The organism is Daejeonella sp., assembly GCF_036405355.1.
Lineage (GTDB): Bacteria > Bacteroidota > Bacteroidia > Sphingobacteriales > Sphingobacteriaceae > Daejeonella.
On sequence record NZ_DASWXT010000096.1, the window covers coordinates 1 to 18,757 of the forward strand.

Below are 18,757 nucleotides of genomic sequence, written 5' to 3' on the forward strand. Positions count from 1 at the left end.
AAAAAAACAAAAGCCGGTTATAGCTCAGCAAAAAAAAAACAAAAAAAGCCGTCAGAAATACTCTGCCGGCTTTAAATATCCCTTAACGAATTAAGCTCTTATTGATTTGATTATTTCCAAAACCGACTTAGTTGAAGCAATAAGCTCATCGTATTTCTTGTTTTCCATAACATCCTTACTCACCAGTTTACTACCCATTCCAACAGCACAAACCCCTGCTTTAAACCATCCTTCAATATTCGCACGGTCAAGATCTACCCCACCTGTAGGCATAAACTTAAGATTAGGAAATAATTCCTTTATCGCTGACATAAAGCCAGGTCCCAAAACATTTCCGGGGAAAAGTTTGATCATTTTAGCACCTAAAGTCTCTGCCCTGATTATTTCACTTGGAGTCATACAACCCGGTGCCCATAACATATCATGCTTATCGGCAACTTCTGCGACACTCTCTACCAGACCCGGACAGATGATATAATCAGCACCAGCATCAATAAAAGTCTGAGCCATTGCTCCATCTTTGATTGTTCCAATACCCAGGTACATACCCTGAAGTTCAGAATCAACCACCTTTCTCATCTCCTTAAAATTTGCGAGAGCCGCCTCTCCCCTGTTAGTATATTCTACTGCGCGGATACCCGCACTATATAATGCCTTTAAAAGTCCTATACTAGTCTCTTTATCTTTGTTGAAATATAAAGGTAATATACCCTGCTCGGGTATTAAATTCAAGAGTTCTGCTTTCTTGCTCATCTGTATTATAATTTAAGTAAAACTAAGCCCCTAAATTAGATAATTAATAAATAATTAGCTAAAATGAAACGTAAATCAAAGTATTAATGTGCTTACGTAACATTTTATTTGCCATTAAGCAATAAAGCATGGATAAAACTTTTAATTATCGCCCATTAATGTATTTTTGCTTATCCTAAATTTGGATTTTTAACAAGTTCTTTCAATTAAATACAGAATTAAACCATGGCTAAAAAAGTCGTAACACTTGGAGAGATAATGATGCGTTTATCGACTCCCGATTTCAAGAGATTTGTACAAAGTGATAGTTTTGACGTTACCTATGGTGGCGGAGAAGCAAACGTAGCTGCTGCATTATGTAATTACGGATTAAACGGAACCTTTGTATCTAAAGTTCCCAACAACCCTTTAGGACAGTCTGCAATCAACCATTTACGCCGCTATGGTGTTGATACTCAATTTGTTGCAAGAGGTGGAAAGCGTTTGGGAATCTATTTTCTTGAAACCGGAGCTTCTATGCGTGCATCGCAGGTAGTATATGACCGTGCTGATGCATCAATTTCTGAAGTTGAAATATCTGAATTCGATTTTGATAAGATTTTTGAAGGTGCCGATTGGTTCCATACCACCGGTATTACCCCTGCTTTGAGTGATAAAGCTGCTGCTTTAACAGAAGCTGCGTTAAAGGCTGCAAAAGCAAGAGGTATCACTACGAGTATTGATCTGAACTATCGTAAAAAATTATGGTCTAAAGAAAAAGCAAGAGAGGTGATGACCAGACTTTGCCAGTACGTTGATGTTTGTATCGGTAACGAGGAAGATGCAGATACGACTCTTGGCTTTACAAGTAAGGGCACAGACGTTACAAAAGGCGAGCTTAATCTGGATGGTTACAAAGATGTATTCCAGCAAATGAAAGCTAAATTCGGCTTTAAATATATTGCCTCAACTTTAAGGGAAAGCCATAGTGCTTCAGACAATGGCTGGTCGGCACTGGTTTACGATGGTACTGAGTTTTATCATACTAAATCATACGAGGTTCGTATTGTGGATCGTGTAGGTAGCGGCGACTCATTTGCCAGTGGATTTATTTATGGATTGGTTACAGACATGAAAATGAGCGATGCCGCTGAGTTTGGTGTTGCTGCTTCTGCGATTAAACATACCATTCCCGGCGACTTAAATCATGCAACTTTATCTGAAGTTAAAGATCTGGTAGGTGGTGATGGTTCAGGAAGGGTACAACGTTAATTATCAAAAATAATTTAAGAAATCCGCCCGCATTCCGGGCGGATTTTTAATATACAGAAATCATAAAATAGAAAGACCATGATTATAGATACTCTGGAAAACGCAGGAAAATACGCTTCTGTTCATCCACTTTTTGCAAAAGCATTTGAATTTTTAAATTCTATTGACCTGAAAAATGTCGAAGCTGGTAAATACGAGATCAGCGATGGCTTAAATTATGCAGTAGTTGAAAAAGAAGGAATGACAGCGGAAGAGTCTATCGCTAAATTTGAATGCCATAATAAGAACATCGACATTCAGCTTTGCATCAACGGTAAGGAAAAACTGGGATGGAAGCCAAGAAATACCTGCAAATCGATGAAAGGTGAATACAATGCAGAGAAAGATGTTGCCTTTTATAATGATGCACCTGACATGTATTTTGAGTTAACTGACAATCAATTTGCGATCTTCTTTCCCGAAGATGTGCATGCACCAATGATTGCTGATGGTGTAATCAAGAAACTGATTGTAAAAGTAAGATTGTAATATTCAGGAAAGGGATAAACCCCTTTCCTTATAAATTCTATTTCAGGATCCATAAATAATCCTGTTATATTCCTTCGCCAAAGCTCTGCTTACTTCTCCCGGATTTCCATCACCAATAACATATCCATCTACCTGAACCACCGGCAGGATATTTTTAGTTGTACTGGTAATAAAAACTTCACTGGCATTTCTAAGCTCTTCTACACTAACATCCCGGGCTTCGGTTACGTACCTGGCTCCCGATATTTCCAGTAAATGTTTTCTGGTCACTCCTTTCAGCATACCTGATTCCGGAGTAAGTACCTTCTGATCTTTTGTAACAACAAAGATGTTTGCTCTGGGACACTCACGAATCAGTCCATCTGAGTAATACAACACATCATCTGCCTTTTTCTCTTTCAGTATTGGCTGAAGCCAGATTGCCTGAAGATAATCCAGCGTTTTAGCATTGGAAAACTGACGCTGATATTCATGCGTCAGAATACTGATGCCCTTCTCTGACATAGTTCTGGGAATTTCAAAAGCCTGCTGGCTAATAATCAGGTTTGGTTCTGCAATATTGAATCCGTCCGGAGAAAAGCCTCCGGTAAGAATCATTTTTATACCCGAATCTTTCAGATTATTGTTTTCAATTAGCCTGATGATCTTGTCTCTTATTTCATCCCGGCTTTGCTTAAGTTCAAGCCTCATCAGCACAGCAGATCTGTATAAACGATCCAAATGGTCTTCAAGAAATACAGGCTTACCATCTATAGTTTTAAAAAAATCAAAAATTCCGTAGCCTCTCTGCACGGCGAGGTCAGCAATGTTCAAATTCGCCTCCTCAGAAGGAATCAAAGAATCATTTACCCAAACGAATAATTTACTCATTTTATAGTCTGTTGTATTTTTTAAGTATTGGAATTACTTTATCCAGCGGCAGAGCTTCGATCTTTCGCCCATTATTTCCTGTTATGGTTTTTGCCGCAAAAAGAGAATTTATAATAGCTTCTTCCGTTGCTTCTATGGCCGACATGAATAATTGGGAAGTAAAATCATTATGGAGATATCCTGACTGGATTACTGGCTGAGCAGGCTGATGTGGAATACGCAGTGACTCTGCAGTAGAAAAAGCGATTACATAATCACCACTTCCGTTAGATGCAATCCCACCTGTCTTTGCCATTCCCATGAAAGCCCTTTTAGCTAAACGTTCCAGATTTCTTGCATCCAATGGTGCATCCGTTGCTACAACGATCATGCAGGAACCATCCACATTATTCAGCAATTTATCACTGAATGAGAACTTCCCCAATTCCTCGCCTACTGGAACTCCGTCAATCTGCAAAACTCCTCCGAAATTAGTCTGAACAAGTACACCTATTGTATATCCTCCGAGACTTTGAGGTAATTTTCTTGATGATGTACCTATTCCACCTTTATATCCGAAACAAACCGTGCCTGTTCCTGCACCAACATTTCCCTCGGTAACAGGGCCGGCTGAAGCAGATCGAATGGCATAGAGAATATCTTCCTTTTTTACATGACGGCCACGTATATCATTTAAATTACCGTCGTTGGTTTCTCCAACCACAGCATTTACCGATTGCACCATTTCATTGCCCTTTTGTGCAAGTGTATGTTCAATCACAGCCTGAATACCTTCGGCTACATTAAGGGTATTGGTCAGGATAAGCGGACCTTCCAAAGTCCCGAGTTCATCGATCTGTGTAGTCCCGCTCAGCTTTCCGAAACCATTTCCTGCAAAAACAGCTGCAGGGACTTTGGACTGAAACAAATTGCCATCATGGGGAAGAATGGCTGTTACTCCAGTACGAACCGACTCTCCGCTGATCAGGGTTTTATGCCCCACCTTAACTCCGGGTACATCTGTAATTGCATTCATAGCCCCTGCCGGCAGCACTCCAATCTTCAGACCCATTTCTCTGGGTCGCAAAGGATTCTGAGCCATCAAAAGAGCCGGAAAAATGCTAAAAAGCACAATAACGAAGAGTTTTTGCATAGACACAATATTAAACAATAATCTTAACTAAAAAGGATTAAGGCTTACAGGGTTTTTAACACTGTAAGCCTTATTATTTGTTCTTTTATCTTTGATAGTGGAAACTTATCTTGCATAAAATTACTCCTGCTGCTTAAGCAATCAGAACAGCCAATTATAGCGACAAGAATTAAACAAAAAACCCGAAACAGATGATCCCTGAAAAGTTAGACCTAAATAAAAACCTGATGAACGGTTTATTATGTTTGTTCATTTTGCTTTTATTCAGTACAAAGACTGAAGCACAAAAATTAAATAAACGAAGAGTAGCGAAAGTCTTCGCAGGTTCTGAGATTCTTAAAAATCATTATACCGGATTTTCACTTTATGATCTAAAAACCATGAAGCCAGTGTATGAACTGGATGCAAACAAGCCTGCCATCCCAGCATCAAATACAAAACTTTTCACTTTATACACTGCACTCAGTATGTTGGGTGATTCAATCCCAGGACTTCGTTATATTAGCAAAGGTGATTCATTAATCTTCTGGGGGACAGGTGATCCTTCATTTCTTCATCCCGATCTGAAATCAACGAGGGTATATGATTTCCTTAAAAATTCGGGTAAAAAGCTATTTTATTCACATAACAATGCAGGTACTGAGTTCAATGGTTCATCTATTTACCAGATCGCACTAGTTTCATTACCAGTAGGCGAGAACAGAGCTATGGCCTTTGCAGATAAGAAGGGGAATTTAGAGATCAAACCCGCCTTTCTTAAGCAATACTTAAAACAGGATACTTCATACCATCCCAGAGCATTCAGTGTTCGCAGAGATGACAAGACCAATAACTTTATTTATCCACAGATGAGCATGCCAGCAAATTACAGGCAAACACTTTACCTCGTACCGGGAGCAGAACTGACAGCCGCAACACTTAGTGATACACTCAAACTACCTGTCAGTATCATCCGCATGAATTTGCCTCAAAATGCGAAGACCATTTACAGCATTCCATCAGATAGCCTTTACAGAAGAATGATGCTTCCGAGTGATAATTACCTTGCCGAGCAGATTCTCTATCTCTGTTCTTCCCTTCTTCCGGGAAAGCTCAGTGTTGATTCGGCGATCTCTTACAGCTCAAAAAACTTCCTGAATGACCTACCTGATAAATTTCAGTGGAGAGATGGCTCAGGACTATCGAGATATAATTTGTTTAGTCCTCGTTCGATAATAAAGATTCTTGCTAAAATTAAAGAGAAGTTAGGTACCGAAGAAAGGCTTCACAATTTGCTGCCAGCCGGCGGAGTTAGTGGCACACTACGAAATGCTTATAAAACAGATAACGGTCAACCATTTGTGTGGGCAAAAACAGGTACTCTTCAAAATGTGCATCTGCAGGGAGGATTTTTTAATACCAGAAAAGGTAAAAAATACATGTATTCATTCATGAATAACAACTTCATGATCCCAACCGCAGAAATTCGGGATGAAATGGGCCGGATAATCACCTATTTTCATGAAAACTATTAATTCTTTCCTATTTTATAATATAAAAATCCCATGCAAAGACTAAATCACCAAAAAATCATTAAAATAAGATCATTTTTATTAATCATCCTTGCCGGTTTCATCCAAAGCAGCTTTGCACAGCAGAATTCAAATATAGACGGTACTTTAAATGGTAAAATAATCTGCATCGACCCTGGTCATGGGGGTTCAGCAGCAACCGACAGTTATCGTCAGGGGCCTACAGGTGAGCGTGAAGAATGGATTGACCTTCGTGTAGGATTGCTATTAAAAGAGATTTTGGAGCAGAAAGGAGCAAAAGTACTCATGACCCGAAGTGCTGATAATCCATTTCCCCTGGCAGAACGCTCAAAAATGGCCGTTGAAAATAAATCTGATTTCTTTATTTCCATCCACCACAATGCTACTGCAGATCCATCAGTTAATTTTCCGATAATTTACTATCATGGCCTTGCATCAGAAAATCAAGCCGGTGTGATCTTTGGAAAAATGCTTGCAAAGAACCTGAAAAAATACATGTACAAAACAAAAACCCCCTACAGCGTGGTTTCTGATTTTACCATATTTTCTGGTGCAGGATCTTCTGTATTGAGGGGAACCTATGGTATACCTGGTGTTCTTGCGGAAGCATCGCTGTTCACTAACCCCGAGGAAGAAGCCCGTTTGAAAACCAGGGAACATAATTACAATGAAGCTCATGCCATCGCAAAAGCAATTGAGAAATTCTTTAAAAAAGGCAATCTCACCATCAGCCCGAAAACACCTTCCAAATTCCCTCCGCAGTTTGCCACCTTACAGGAAGCCGACCGCATGAGTGCCATAGCGCGACGCTGGCATCAGGATTATATTGACGGAAAGAAACTGATGAAGAAAAAAGATGCAGAGTCGCAGCAAAAAGCTTATGACTTATTCACCCAATCAGCACGGTCTTTTCCAGACTCCTATGTTGCCGCAAAATGCCATAAATACAGAGCAGCAATTTTAAGAAAGCAGGGCAAAACGGAAGAAGCAGTTAAGGAAGAAATAAGGGTAAAGGAATTCTATCCGAACTAATAATCACCTTCCATTGATTCAAAAAATGAAAAAACAACTACTACTGTTCATTAGTTTAACACTCTTGTTTTCACAGGCACAGAGCCAGCCCCTGAAAAAATCGGATTTCAAGGTTGTTGGCTACTATTCATTGAAAGCGGCAATGAATGCTGATCAAAAGACTGTCCCTTTTGATAAACTGACTCATATCAATCTTTCATTTTTGAATCCGGATACACTTGGAAATTTCAATCAGGATCTTTCCGCACTTGAGCCCTTTATTAAAGCAGCACATAAACATGGTGTTAAGGTGCTCCCATCAATTGCAGGCGGTGGAAGACATGAATATTACCATAAACTCCTGAGAGATGAGAATCGGGCCAGATTCATTAACGACCTACTACTTGTCAGCTTAAAATACAATTTTGATGGTATTGATGTTGATATCGAAGGGAGTGACATTGATGAGAATTACGAAAATTTCGTGGTTGGACTTGCCAGGGTACTGAGGCCTCATAAAAAATTGATCACTTCAGCGATAGCCATCTTCTATAAAGATCAGCTTAGTGACAGGGCTTTGGCTCAATACGATTTTATGACCCTGATGAGTTATGATCATACCGGTCCATGGAGACCTTCCAAACCTGGTCCACATTCAAGCTATGAGCATGCCCTCGAAGATCTGGACTACTTTAGGACCGAGAGGAACATCCCCAAAGAAAAAATTGTTCTGGGCGTCGGTTTTTATGGTTATGGATTTGGGCCTGAACTGACTTCAAAAGCTACCAGTATGAATTACGGACAGATTGTTAACACCTTTCAGGGAGCTGAAAAAACCGATCAGATAACAATGTCCAACGGTCATATCATGTATTACAATGGAGAAGATACAATCCGTAAAAAAACATTGCTTGCAAAAGAAAATGCTTCCGGAATAATGATCTGGCAAATTTTAGGGGATGCAGCAGGTGATCGATCCTTACTCAGCCTGATTAATAAAATTGCTTATTCAAAGTGAGGTTTTAGGTAAGAGGTTGAATGTATGGTTACTGGTATTGTGACAACACCGACCAGAAGGAAATTCCCAATAATCTCCCTTTTACTCATTAACTCCTACCGATAATTAGATATTCATGAAATTAATTCCGGTGAATCTTAAATTGTATTGGAAAAATAAATACTTACAATGGATTCAAATACCGCACTTATTACTGACGAGGTTGTTATTAGTAAGATTTATATTATCAGGAATACTAAGGTAATGCTTGATAAAGATTTAGCTGAGCTATATCAGGTAACAACAGGAAATTTAAACAAATCAGTTAACCGAAATAAATCCAGATTTCCTGAGGATTTCATGTTCCAGCTTTATGAAGAGGAGTTTAAAAACTTGATATTCCAAATTGGAATATCAAGCTGGGGTGGTACGAGAAAACTCCCATATGCTTTTACAGAACAAGGCGTGGCAATGTTGTCATGAGTATTACGCAGCGAAAGAGCAATACAGGTAAACATCCGGATAATGAGAATTTTCACGCGAATAAAACATATTCTGAACAATCATTCAGAACTTAATCTTGAGATTGAAAAGATCAAAAAGAAACTTAACAATCATGACAAAAACCTGGAAATAGTCTTTAAATATCTGGATGAGCTTATTGGTAAGCATTCAGACCAGAATCAATTTCCTGAGATCGGATTTAAGGTTGGTAAAGACTAAATTCGATAAAAACACCGCTCAATAACCAAACACATTTGGAACTGCTTCCACATTTTTAGTCAAATCCAGAACATAACCATTAAGTAGTGCGTAAACAGGCTTTCCATCTCTGCTTAATAAAAATTGTGCTTGCTGACCTATGGACGCAGATTGTATGGTGTTGGTTGCCTTATTGGTCAGGTTCAGGAGTCTGGCGTTCAATGGACCGGCAGGTGATGTTCCATCTGTCCATTTCACAAAAAGATAACCTTCTCTGATCAGATTAAGTTCCTGCTGCGGACTTAATGCTTCCCATTCACTTTTGCGCATGAGTTTTATATTGCCCGGAGTAAAAGTCAGGTTTGAGGCCTCAATTTCATCATAACCATACGTAAGCTCTACATCGCCAAGTTCTTCAATACGGCCATTGTAAGACATACTTCCAAAATCAGGGCTCTTGATCTGAGAACGGACAATCCCAAGGTTGGTCCGGAAAGCGATACCTTCTTTGCTAATGCTTACATTTCTGATAAGTACATCATACAATGACCGGCTGTTCTCAGGGATTGACTGATAATCTTCAAGATTCTGATTTGCATAGCTTTTCTTCGCAATAGACTCAAAAGCATTCAGAAGTGCATAAAAATTTATTTTTCTGATGTATTGCTTTTCAGGGTCGACATAATACCCGCCAGATTCTATCAGTATGGTTGAAATACCCATCCCCTGAAAGGTATCCCCAAAACAACGCGGGTCAAACGCATCATCATATTTAGCGATCTTACCCGGAACCCTGGTTTGAAGTGCTGTATTCATCGTCAAAATTAATTGAGTGGCTCTCTTCCTGACTTCATTCATACTCTTCGGGTAATCATAAGCTGGAGCCAGAAAAGATAAGGTAGCGGTATTGCTGGTAGGACCTGCAGCATAAAGGGTACTCTGATCATGCAGATTAAAGCCTATCTCTGGTTTCAGTTCCTTTGCGAGATTCATCAATGCCCTGCCTTCAGGAGTGACCAGATACCGGGCATCCCTGTTTATGTCAATCTCCAAATCATTCCTTCTTTTCCATTGCTGGGCACCATCAGGATTAAGCATTGGAACGATATTTAATTCCAGGTTACCCAGGATCAACTTTCTAAGTTCATTATGTTCATCATCAGCTGCCAGAAAATTGAGCAGATCGAATAAAGCCATGGTAGCTGTCGACTCATCGCCATGCATTTGTGACCATAATAAGACCTTTGTTTTACCTGTCCCCAGTTTAAGATGGTTAATGCTTCTGCCCTTTACTGACTGGCCAATTTGAACAGCATCAATAAATCTGGAAGTTGTGTGTTTTTGGATCAGGTGAAGCACTTCAGTATGCTTAAAAAAGCGGTTTGTTATTACAGGTTCCTTGTAACGATCGTAATGATCCCATACCTGATCAACACTTTTCAGATTTACCTGACACATGGCCGCCTGAAACATTGTTAATAGCAAGGCACACAACAATAAACTGTTTGATCTGATCATGTTTTCATCATATTAATGGGATCTAAAAATACAAATTATACTATTGCTATATTCGCCATTGCTCCTTTATTATTCTGGAGTATTAAGATGCATTCATTAATCCTGTCAATTTTACTTTTCATGCTGCCATCAGCGACAAAAGATCCGGAGGATCTTAAGAATAAGATCAATGCAGAACTCGCTAAAAATCAGGGAATCTTTGCCCTGGCTTATAAAAACCTGGCTAACGGTGAAGAAATTCTAATCAATGAAAACATAAATTTTCATGCCGCCAGTACGATGAAAACCCCGGTATTGATTGAGGCTTATAAACAGGCTAATGCCGGAAAATTTTCTATTAATGACTCGCTGATTGTTAAAAATGAATTCAAAAGCATAGTTGACGGAAGCACTTATACACTGGACCCAAAAGACGATAGTGAAACTGAATTGTATACCAAAGCAGGCAAGAAAGTGAAGATTTATGATTTGCTTTATCTTATGATCATTCAAAGCAGTAATCTGGCCACTAATATAATTATCGATCTGGTTGGGGCACATAATGCAAACAAAACCATGAGGGAGCTGGGAGCCAGTGACATTCAGGTTTTACGCGGAGTGGAAGACACAAAAGCCTACCGGGCGGGACTGAACAATACCACTACAGCTTATGACCAAATGCTCATCTTTTCTAAAATGGCCGAGGGTCTTACTGTTAACAAATCTTCTTCAGATGCGATGATCAATATCCTGCTCGATCAAAAATTTAACGACAAAATCCCTTCAAAACTGCCAAAAAAAGTAAAAGTAGCTCACAAAACAGGCTGGATCACCGGAGTTAACCATGATGCAGGAATCGTGATACTGCCGGATGGCAGAAAATATGTATTGGTATTATTGTCGAAGGAACTGGAGAACGATAAGGCGGCGGTAAAGTCGATGGCGAAAGTCTCGAAGATGATTTATGATTATTTTTTGAGGCAGGAGTAGTTTTTTGATCAAAGAATAAGGAGCAAGGATTAAAGACTTAATTATGCTTCATTCATAATGGAATATAATCTTTAAGAGAATAGAAAACAAAAAATCAGATTCCTCCTGCCTTTGGGACAACAGATTGCTATATCTCAAAATCAAAGACTAAAATTGATTCATAAAAGCTAAACACCCTTACTCTTTGTCCTTTTTCTTCCCAAATCACGGAAGCACCCGATCAATCTCCTTCAAAAGATTTTCCTCCGGATCAGAAAAATACTCCCAGAAGAATATACCTGCAAGATTATGTTTTCTGATGTACTTTGCTTTCATTCTGATGGAGCGCTCATCATCGTAAGTAATAAAAACTTTCGTATCCGGATTAAAAAGGTAAGGAGCTTTTGCATGTCTGTCCCAATGACGTTTATATCCATTCTTATTGATAAACTCATTTCGAAGTTTTGTATAACCCCCACCTTGTCCCACAGTAGCTTTTGAGCCAGAAACGACTGGCTGATTAAGTCCGTTTTTCATTATATTTTCTGCCTCCCTGCTTTTCCCATAAAATGCTGCACCTAACCCGATCTTATGAGCAGGAACTCCCCCCTCTATAAAATCCATCACCGATTTATGCGCTGAACTGGAATTCTCCATTCCTTTTGAAGGATAGAGATTGGTATGATGCGCAACTGTTTTACCGCCATAATCATAGGTCATTATCAGAATATAATCGAGAATTTTTGCCACTTCTGCCATCTCTGTATTGTTCACGAAGGATTTCGAGCCACCGACAGCTGCTGTCAGAAGATATTTTCTACCTCTCTCAGCTTCCAGTTTATCCAGTTCGGCACGAATTTCCCTGAACATCAGGGTAAAATTCTGTTTATCTTCCGGCCTGTAAATATTGCCTTCCTCCCCCCTCATAGCCGGGTATTCCCAGTCGATATCCACACCATCCAGATTATATTGTCTGACAATGTCAACGCTGCTTTTTGCAAATAATCTTCTGGATGTAGGGGTCAAAACCGCATCCGAAAAATTTTCACTCCATGACCAGCCGCCGATGGAAATTACAATTTTAAGATCAGGGTTGATTTCTTTCAGTCCGTTCAACAATCGAAAATTTGTTGAATCAGTCTTCAGATTCGTAAGAAATGCCATGCTGTCTTTTACATTGACGAAAGCATAATTGATATGGGTCAACTTTTCGGCATCGATTTCCTCAACTTTTACAAGGCCACGGTAACCACCTACATAACCATTAACAATATATTTCTTAGCTTTCCCTGTTTGAGCATCAACTGTCTGTATAAACAATGCCATCAGCATAAAAAATGCCGGAAAAACTATTCTGTTTGATAAAAGTGAATTACTCATTTTGACAGGATGAAAATGTACATGAATAAATATATAAAAATACAGGATTAATCAATTCTCTTATATTTGATTAAGATCAATTCAGACAAAAAACAGACATTGATTAATTAACTTGAATTAAAAAATGGCATCCAAAATTTTCTCAAATCGAAATTTCATTAATACCATGTTTAAACCAGGACTTATCCTTCAATCACTCATACTTATCTTATTCAGCTTAATTTCGATTCAGGGACTTGCACAAAATGCTCCGATCAAACTTATTGTTCTGGATCCGGGGCATGGTCATGCAACTTATATGCAGGGCAGAATGTATGCAGGTTTAGATCCTGAAGTACATGTTTATGCTCCTGCAGGTCCGGATGTAGAGACCTATCTGAAAAGCGTCAATGGAATGAATTCCCGCTCTTCCAATCCCACCAAATGGAAAATGGTGGTTTATACCGGTGCAGATTACCTGGAAAAGATGCTGGCTGAGAAAAAGGGAAATGCAGTGATCATATCCGGGAATAACAGCAAAAAAGGTGAATATATGCGTCGCTCCATAGAAGCTGGGATGCATGTTTTAGCGGATAAGCCACTGGCGGTAACCCCAAAAGATTTTGAAATGCTGAAAAAATCGTTCAAGCTGGCAGAGAAAAAAAAGGTTCTGATCTTTGATCCCATGGATCTGCGATATGATATCAGCAACATTCTGCAGAAAGAGCTGGCAGAAATACCTGAACTGTTCGGAACACTCAAAAAAGGAAGTGTGGATGATCCATCCCTGATCCAGGAAAATTTACACCATTTCCTGAAATTCTCAGGCACTGAACCTGCCCGTCGCCCTGCCTGGTTCTTTGACGTAGAGCAGCAAGGCCATGGAATTACTGATGTGAGTACTCACCTTGTCGACATGTCGCAATGGGCCGGATTTCCGGGAGTCATACTCAACTATAAAAAAGACATCAAAATCCTGAGTTCCAGAGAATGGCCTACTGATCTGACTCCATCCGAATTTAAGCGGGTAACCAGAGTAGATTATCCTGATTACCTGAAAAAATATGTAAAAGACAGTATTTTATCAGTCCTGGCCAATGGCGAGATCAATTATACAATCAAAGGAGTGCATGCTAAAGTAACTGTTAACTGGAGGTACAGGGAGCCTGCAGGCTCAAGTGATACCCATTATGCACTGATGCGGGGCACAAAAGCTGATCTGGAACTCAGGCAGGGTGCAGAAGAGAAATACCGGGCCACATTATACATTAAAGCTGCTTCGGGTGTTCCGGCTGCTGAATTCTCTTCGGTCATTGAAAGTGTAAAAGCCAGAATGCAGCAAAAATACCCAGGCTTCGACCTGATCCAAAAAGGGAATGGATGGATCGTAAAACCGGGAACATTTAAAAATACAAACTCTGCTGAAGTAGCGATCGGGTATATTCTGAACAATACTATGCCTGCTTGGGAAGTGCCGAATATGATTGCGAAATATTATACGACGACCGGCGGGTTAGGATATTAGGATTAGAGGATCTTAGGATGAGCAGGATTTTTAATCATGGTAATATTTTGAGTATTAGAAATATTGTAATCCTATTAATCCTACCCATCCTATTAATCCTATTACCCGGTTGCAGCAGCAGGAAATCCCAATCATACTCCCAATTCCAGATCTCGGGATTCGCACAGGGCACCAGCTATCAGATTACCTATTATGCCGGGGATGCGATCATTAGCTCGAAATCAATTGATCAAAAATTTTCAGAACTTGACAGCTCCCTTTCAATCTACAAACCCTATTCACTGATCAATCAGTTCAATAACTCTGAAAAAGGAATAGAAATGGATGAGCACCTGAATAAGGTAGTAAAGCGCTCTTTAAAGATCTGGAAGGAAAGTGATGGGGTATTCGACATCAGTATACTGCCCATAGTAGAAGCATGGGGATTCGGGGTAAAGCGGCATAGTAATCAGCCATCAGATGAAGCCATCCGCAAGGCACTCGCATGTTCAGGTTCAGATAAGCTCCATATCCGGGGCAGGCAATTGGTCAAAGACATTCCCTGCTTGAAGATTGACGTAAACGGCATAGCTCAGGGTTATAGTGTGGATGTGATTGCAGATTACATTGAATCACAGGGTGTTCAAAATTACCTGATTGAAATTGGTGGAGAGATTCGGGTCAAAGGACGTAAACAACCCGGGAATCAGATCATGCGGATTGGAATTGAACAACCTTCGAATGACAAGGAGGAAGATGCTGTTATCCAGAAAATAATTGAAATGAAAGGTGGTGCAATCACCACTTCAGGAAATTACCGGAAATATATTCAAAACGGATCAAAAAAGCTTTCCCACCTGATGGACCCGAGGACTGGCAGACCGATTGAAAATGAAATGATCAGCGTGACCGTCAGAACCGCAAATGCGATGAGTGCCGATGGTTATGATAATGTACTGATTGGCAAGGATCTTGAAAAAGCCTTTGACTTTCTAAAAAAGCATAAAGGCCTGGAAGCATATTTTATCTATCAGGATAAAAATGGTACAATAAAGGACACGGCAAGCACAGGATTTTTCAAATAAATTTTCAGTAAGTATTGCTTTTTGCTTTTAGGAACCCTATCAAAAGCAGATAAATAAACTTCAAGTGATTAATTAAAATTCCGATCAAGCCTTTGCTTTATTCAATGTATAAATCCCACCGGCAAAAAGGACTATCCCCAATCCAAGAAAAAGGAATCCCTCTGTTTTACCCGAATTATCTGAGGCTTCGATCTTTATCCCCAAAAAACTGACAGATTCTGTACTTTGCGAAATCTTATTAATTCCTATATAAGCAATTGCTAAACTGGCAATTATTAATACTGCGCCGATAACTTTATTCATAGCTTTAAGATTATGTGAACCACAGCAGGACATTGGTATTAATCATTTGCTGTCTTATTTTAAGATCCTGCAAATGGCGTACCAAAAATTCCGACTGCAAGCTCAGCCCATATCAGGAAGAATACAAATAAAACAGCTCCACAGATAATAATTCTGTTGAGTGTCCCTTTTACTTTTCTTAATGCAAACTCACATAAGAAGCCTGTGCCCGATAATAGAATTCCCATAATTAAAAAGTCGAAGATATCCCAGTCAACTTCATTTGTGAACTGCATTGCAATGAGCGGGATAAGCAGCAGTATTCCTACAACTGATTGAATGATAATTAGTCTTTTGTTCTCCATTATATTTTATTTTAAAAGTACTTTGAAATTCAAAGTAACTAATTAAATAAATAAGCCGCAAATATTTAGTCAAATATTTAGGGTTTTATGGCTGGAGTTTGGGCTAAACTTTAGGTAATGCGCTATTTTTAGACATATTGCCTAAGAAATGAATAAGATCTGATTTGAAAATCTCCCGATCCGGACATCATTTATAATAGAAATATAAATTTTTATTTGTCTTTCTTTAGGCTGGATTTAGGTGCGCCTGGTACGGTTTTCAGCAGTTCAATCCTTTGATCCGGCACCGGAGTTCCAGATTGTTCTGGCTGTGCTGAATCTTCAGGATTCAGTTTACTCTTTATTTCATTGGGATCGCTCAGAGAAGGCTTGCGATTGTTAAAATCCTGGAAAGTTTTTTGATCTGCCATGGTCCCTGGCTGATTTCCACCCATACTGTTTTTCTTCTTTGCCATTTCTTTCTAGTTTAATCGTAAGCTGCACATACTTTAATCTTAAGTCCAAATACCCATTTTAGAATTTTTTAGGAATAAGTATTTCCGAAGGATTCATTCTTTGTCAAACCTTTCACTCTATAGCTTATTGCTTTCCATAAATCTCCAAATTCAATACCATAATATATATAGATTACTTTCTGCGCTTCTACTAAAGCATCTGGAGCCTTCCCAATTCTGTTATTTAAAGTATCTCATTATTCCATTTGCAATGAGTTCATGCCCATTTTCATTCGGATGATTTACCTGAGACATATATTTTGTGATTTGCTCACCTGAAACCACCCTTTGTTGGAACATCCTGTAACTATCTACAAATCCAATGCCGTACTTTTCTGATAGTCTCTTTATTTGTGCGGCATGCTGTTCCAACACATTATTGGTTTCCAGAATATTCACCCGCTGGTCGGGAGAAGGGCTGAGCAGAATAACTTTAATTCCTTTTTTAACCGCGGTGCTGACCATCTCCTCCCAGGCCATTTTAGCTCTTTCAAGTCCGATGCCCTGATCGTTTAAAGCATAATCGATAAAAAGCACATCCGGCTTATGATTTAAAACTTCGGTTTCAAATCGTCTGGCACCACTTTCAGAGTTTTCACCACCAATAGAGGTATTGATGATATTAATTACTGCAAAAGGATATTCTGCTTTCAGTGCTCTCAAAACCTGGTATGGATAAGCTTCCAATGTATTAACCACCGGGGTTTTGAAATATCCTGCAGGAACAGAATGCCCGTGAAACACCAGATTGATGGCTCTGTTTTTAGGCCATTCCTTTTTGAATTCGGCTTTCAGATCATTCAAATAACTGGCTGGATCAGCGATGGTACTGGTTTGAAATGACAAGAAAAGGATTAAGAGTATGTTTTTCATATTAGGATGTGTTGTCTGTTGTCAGTTATCAGGTGAATTTAGGAATTCATTTGGAATGTAAAGCTAATGGCATTCCTTTTGGGAATGCGGAATAGGAAATGGGGAATAGGAAATAGGACATGGCAACCGTCGGGTGGAGAATAAAGTAGATAAGCCTTTACTGCGTAAGCTGCATTCTTTGAAAGGGGAACAACATACATTCATCTGGAATTAAAAAATTAATATTAAACCCTTTTAAAAGAGTATTGTCTAAATTTTATAACTCAAAGAATTAAATTATCCTGCCTGATCTATGAAAAATTTAAAATTGCTTTTATTACTCTTAATTCCAATTATAGCTTGTAAAAAAGTAAGTAAAGATGTACCACAACCCAACTCGGTTGAATCGATGTATTTCCCTTCGAATACCGATAATACCTGGGAAACCACGACAATTTCAAGTTTGGGCTGGAACGCAGGTGCTGTTCAAGCCTTGAAGGATTATCTTATTCAGAAGAACAGCAAATCATTTATGATTCTTGTAAATGGAAGGATTGTAATGGAAGAATATTTTAACGGTCATAGTTCAACTGCCACATGGCAATGGAATAGTGCCGGCAAAACTTTAGTATCAAGCACTACCGGAATTGCCCAGCAGGAAGGACTGCTCAATATTAACAGCAAAGTGTCCCAGTATTTAGGTGAGGGTTGGACAAGTGAACCAATAGAAAAAGAAAATCTGATCACATCAAGACACCTGCTTACTATGACCTCAGGAATAAATGATGAAAACGAATTTATAATAAAATCGAATTTAACCTATCTGGCAGATGCCGGGACCAGATGGTCGTATCATAATGTTTTCCAAAAATTAATGGATGTTGTTGCAAAAGCGGGTAATCAAAGCTTTGAAACCTATTTTAACTCTAAACTAAAAAACAAAATCGGAATGGATGGTTTCTGGAACAACGGCTTAATATTTAAAATATATCATAGTAATACACGTAGTATGGCTCGTTTTGGATTACTGGCGCTGAACAAGGGGAAATGGAATAACGAAACGATTTTAAACGAATCTTTTTTCCTTGAAAGTATCAATACTTCTCAAAGCATAAATCCATCTTATGGTTACTTATGGTGGCTAAATGGTAAATCCAATTATATGGTACCCGGCGGACAAAAGGTATATACCAGTAATTTAGTACCGAATGCTCCTGCCGATATGTATGCAGCAATGGGCGCAGAAGATCAGCGCATTTATGTCATTCCCAGTAAAAATATGATCATTGTCAGAATGGGAGAGGCATCTGACCCGGCAAATCCAAATTTTGCTCTTTCCGGATTTGATAATGAACTTTGGCAAAAAATAAATGCTGTAATTAATTAGAGTCTTGAAGAGATAATCAATGTCTTGGGAATGGGAAGCAGTCATTAATTATCATTTTGAACAGATTCCTCATTGCATTCGGAATGAGGGTCCAAATGGATTATAGCTTTTCCCTTTTAACTTTACACTTTTTTCTTTAGGCTTTAGGCATTAAGCTTTAACAAATGGCCCGGTCCAGATGAACATA

20 protein-coding genes are annotated in these 18,757 nt (G+C 39.1%); 11 read left to right on the forward strand and 9 right to left on the reverse strand.

The window, feature by feature from the left end:
- Nucleotides 1-90: 90 nt before the first annotated feature.
- The gene (locus VGE44_RS11795) at nucleotides 91-753 is read right to left on the reverse strand and encodes a bifunctional 4-hydroxy-2-oxoglutarate aldolase/2-dehydro-3-deoxy-phosphogluconate aldolase (protein WP_331079250.1); all 663 of its coding nucleotides are present in this window, start codon (nucleotides 751-753) and stop codon (nucleotides 91-93) included.
- Nucleotides 754-978: 225 nt separating this feature from the next.
- On the opposite strand from VGE44_RS11795, the gene VGE44_RS11800 reads away from it, so the two are divergent.
- Entirely contained in the window at nucleotides 979-2,004 is a 1,026-nt protein-coding gene (locus VGE44_RS11800) for a sugar kinase (protein ID WP_324487928.1), read from the forward strand.
- 78 nt (nucleotides 2,005-2,082) lie between these two features.
- Nucleotides 2,083-2,532 (forward strand): YhcH/YjgK/YiaL family protein, encoded by a 450-nt coding sequence (locus VGE44_RS11805; protein ID WP_331079253.1) that lies wholly within the window; start codon nucleotides 2,083-2,085, stop codon nucleotides 2,530-2,532.
- A 42-nt stretch (nucleotides 2,533-2,574) separates the two neighbouring features.
- Here the strand turns inward: VGE44_RS11805 and VGE44_RS11810 are convergent, their stop codons facing one another.
- Both VGE44_RS11810 and VGE44_RS11815 read right to left on the reverse strand, forming a co-directional pair.
- Nucleotides 2,575-3,402 carry an aminotransferase class IV gene (locus VGE44_RS11810; RefSeq protein ID WP_331079256.1) on the reverse strand — a complete coding sequence of 276 codons (828 nt, stop codon included), beginning with the start codon at nucleotides 3,400-3,402 and terminating at the stop codon, nucleotides 2,575-2,577.
- 1 nt (nucleotide 3,403) lies between these two features.
- Nucleotides 3,404-4,534, reverse strand: a complete 1,131-nt coding sequence (locus VGE44_RS11815) for a P1 family peptidase (RefSeq protein WP_331079258.1) — start codon at nucleotides 4,532-4,534, stop codon at nucleotides 3,404-3,406.
- Between the two features lie 227 nt (nucleotides 4,535-4,761).
- Between VGE44_RS11815 and VGE44_RS11820 the strand changes: the two genes are divergently transcribed.
- The 5 genes from VGE44_RS11820 to VGE44_RS11840 all read left to right on the forward strand — a co-directional run bounded on the left by VGE44_RS11820 (nucleotide 4,762) and on the right by VGE44_RS11840 (nucleotide 8,797).
- Entirely contained in the window at nucleotides 4,762-6,048 is a 1,287-nt protein-coding gene (locus tag VGE44_RS11820) for a D-alanyl-D-alanine carboxypeptidase (RefSeq protein WP_331079260.1), read from the forward strand.
- A gap of 30 nt (nucleotides 6,049-6,078) precedes the next feature.
- Nucleotides 6,079-7,098: an N-acetylmuramoyl-L-alanine amidase gene (locus VGE44_RS11825; RefSeq protein WP_331079262.1), complete on the forward strand. Its 1,020-nt coding sequence runs from the start codon at nucleotides 6,079-6,081 to the stop codon at nucleotides 7,096-7,098.
- 25 nt (nucleotides 7,099-7,123) lie between these two features.
- Nucleotides 7,124-8,095: a glycosyl hydrolase family 18 protein gene (locus VGE44_RS11830; protein ID WP_331079264.1), complete on the forward strand. Its 972-nt coding sequence runs from the start codon at nucleotides 7,124-7,126 to the stop codon at nucleotides 8,093-8,095.
- 168 nt (nucleotides 8,096-8,263) lie between these two features.
- A complete protein-coding gene (locus VGE44_RS11835; RefSeq protein ID WP_331079266.1) occupies nucleotides 8,264-8,557 on the forward strand; it encodes an ORF6N domain-containing protein in 294 nt (97 codons plus the stop codon).
- Nucleotides 8,558-8,599: 42 nt separating this feature from the next.
- Nucleotides 8,600-8,797 carry a hypothetical protein gene (locus VGE44_RS11840; RefSeq protein ID WP_331079268.1) on the forward strand — a complete coding sequence of 66 codons (198 nt, stop codon included), beginning with the start codon at nucleotides 8,600-8,602 and terminating at the stop codon, nucleotides 8,795-8,797.
- Between the two features lie 18 nt (nucleotides 8,798-8,815).
- On the opposite strand, the gene VGE44_RS11845 is transcribed toward VGE44_RS11840, so the two are convergent.
- A complete protein-coding gene (locus VGE44_RS11845; protein WP_331079270.1) occupies nucleotides 8,816-10,294 on the reverse strand; it encodes a M14 family zinc carboxypeptidase in 1,479 nt (492 codons plus the stop codon).
- Nucleotides 10,295-10,309: 15 nt separating this feature from the next.
- Between VGE44_RS11845 and VGE44_RS11850 the strand changes: the two genes are divergently transcribed.
- A complete protein-coding gene (locus VGE44_RS11850) occupies nucleotides 10,310-11,263 on the forward strand; it encodes a serine hydrolase (RefSeq protein WP_331079272.1) in 954 nt (317 codons plus the stop codon).
- Nucleotides 11,264-11,467: 204 nt separating this feature from the next.
- On the opposite strand, the gene VGE44_RS11855 is transcribed toward VGE44_RS11850, so the two are convergent.
- Nucleotides 11,468-12,622, reverse strand: coding sequence for a glycoside hydrolase family 18 protein (locus VGE44_RS11855; RefSeq protein ID WP_331079274.1), 1,155 nt, complete (start codon nucleotides 12,620-12,622; stop codon nucleotides 11,468-11,470).
- A 124-nt stretch (nucleotides 12,623-12,746) separates the two neighbouring features.
- Here VGE44_RS11855 and VGE44_RS11860 point away from each other — a divergent pair, with 124 nt between their 5' ends.
- Together VGE44_RS11860 and VGE44_RS11865 are read left to right on the forward strand one after the other, a co-directional pair.
- Nucleotides 12,747-14,126: a putative oxidoreductase C-terminal domain-containing protein gene (locus tag VGE44_RS11860; RefSeq protein WP_331079276.1), complete on the forward strand. Its 1,380-nt coding sequence runs from the start codon at nucleotides 12,747-12,749 to the stop codon at nucleotides 14,124-14,126.
- Nucleotides 14,127-14,143: 17 nt separating this feature from the next.
- Nucleotides 14,144-15,190, forward strand: coding sequence for an FAD:protein FMN transferase (locus VGE44_RS11865; protein WP_331079278.1), 1,047 nt, complete (start codon nucleotides 14,144-14,146; stop codon nucleotides 15,188-15,190).
- An 84-nt stretch (nucleotides 15,191-15,274) separates the two neighbouring features.
- Here the strand turns inward: VGE44_RS11865 and VGE44_RS11870 are convergent, their stop codons facing one another.
- The 4 genes from VGE44_RS11870 to VGE44_RS11885 form a co-directional block, all read right to left on the reverse strand.
- Nucleotides 15,275-15,493, reverse strand: coding sequence for a hypothetical protein (locus VGE44_RS11870; RefSeq protein WP_331079280.1), 219 nt, complete (start codon nucleotides 15,491-15,493; stop codon nucleotides 15,275-15,277).
- Between the two features lie 59 nt (nucleotides 15,494-15,552).
- A complete protein-coding gene (locus tag VGE44_RS11875; protein WP_331079282.1) occupies nucleotides 15,553-15,837 on the reverse strand; it encodes a hypothetical protein in 285 nt (94 codons plus the stop codon).
- A gap of 212 nt (nucleotides 15,838-16,049) precedes the next feature.
- The gene (locus VGE44_RS11880; protein WP_331079284.1) at nucleotides 16,050-16,292 is read right to left on the reverse strand and encodes a hypothetical protein; all 243 of its coding nucleotides are present in this window, start codon (nucleotides 16,290-16,292) and stop codon (nucleotides 16,050-16,052) included.
- Nucleotides 16,293-16,511: 219 nt separating this feature from the next.
- The gene (locus VGE44_RS11885; protein WP_331079286.1) at nucleotides 16,512-17,204 is read right to left on the reverse strand and encodes an SGNH/GDSL hydrolase family protein; all 693 of its coding nucleotides are present in this window, start codon (nucleotides 17,202-17,204) and stop codon (nucleotides 16,512-16,514) included.
- 292 nt (nucleotides 17,205-17,496) lie between these two features.
- Between VGE44_RS11885 and VGE44_RS11890 the strand changes: the two genes are divergently transcribed.
- A complete protein-coding gene (locus tag VGE44_RS11890; protein ID WP_331079289.1) occupies nucleotides 17,497-18,570 on the forward strand; it encodes a serine hydrolase in 1,074 nt (357 codons plus the stop codon).
- The last annotated feature ends 187 nt before the right edge of the window (nucleotides 18,571-18,757 follow it).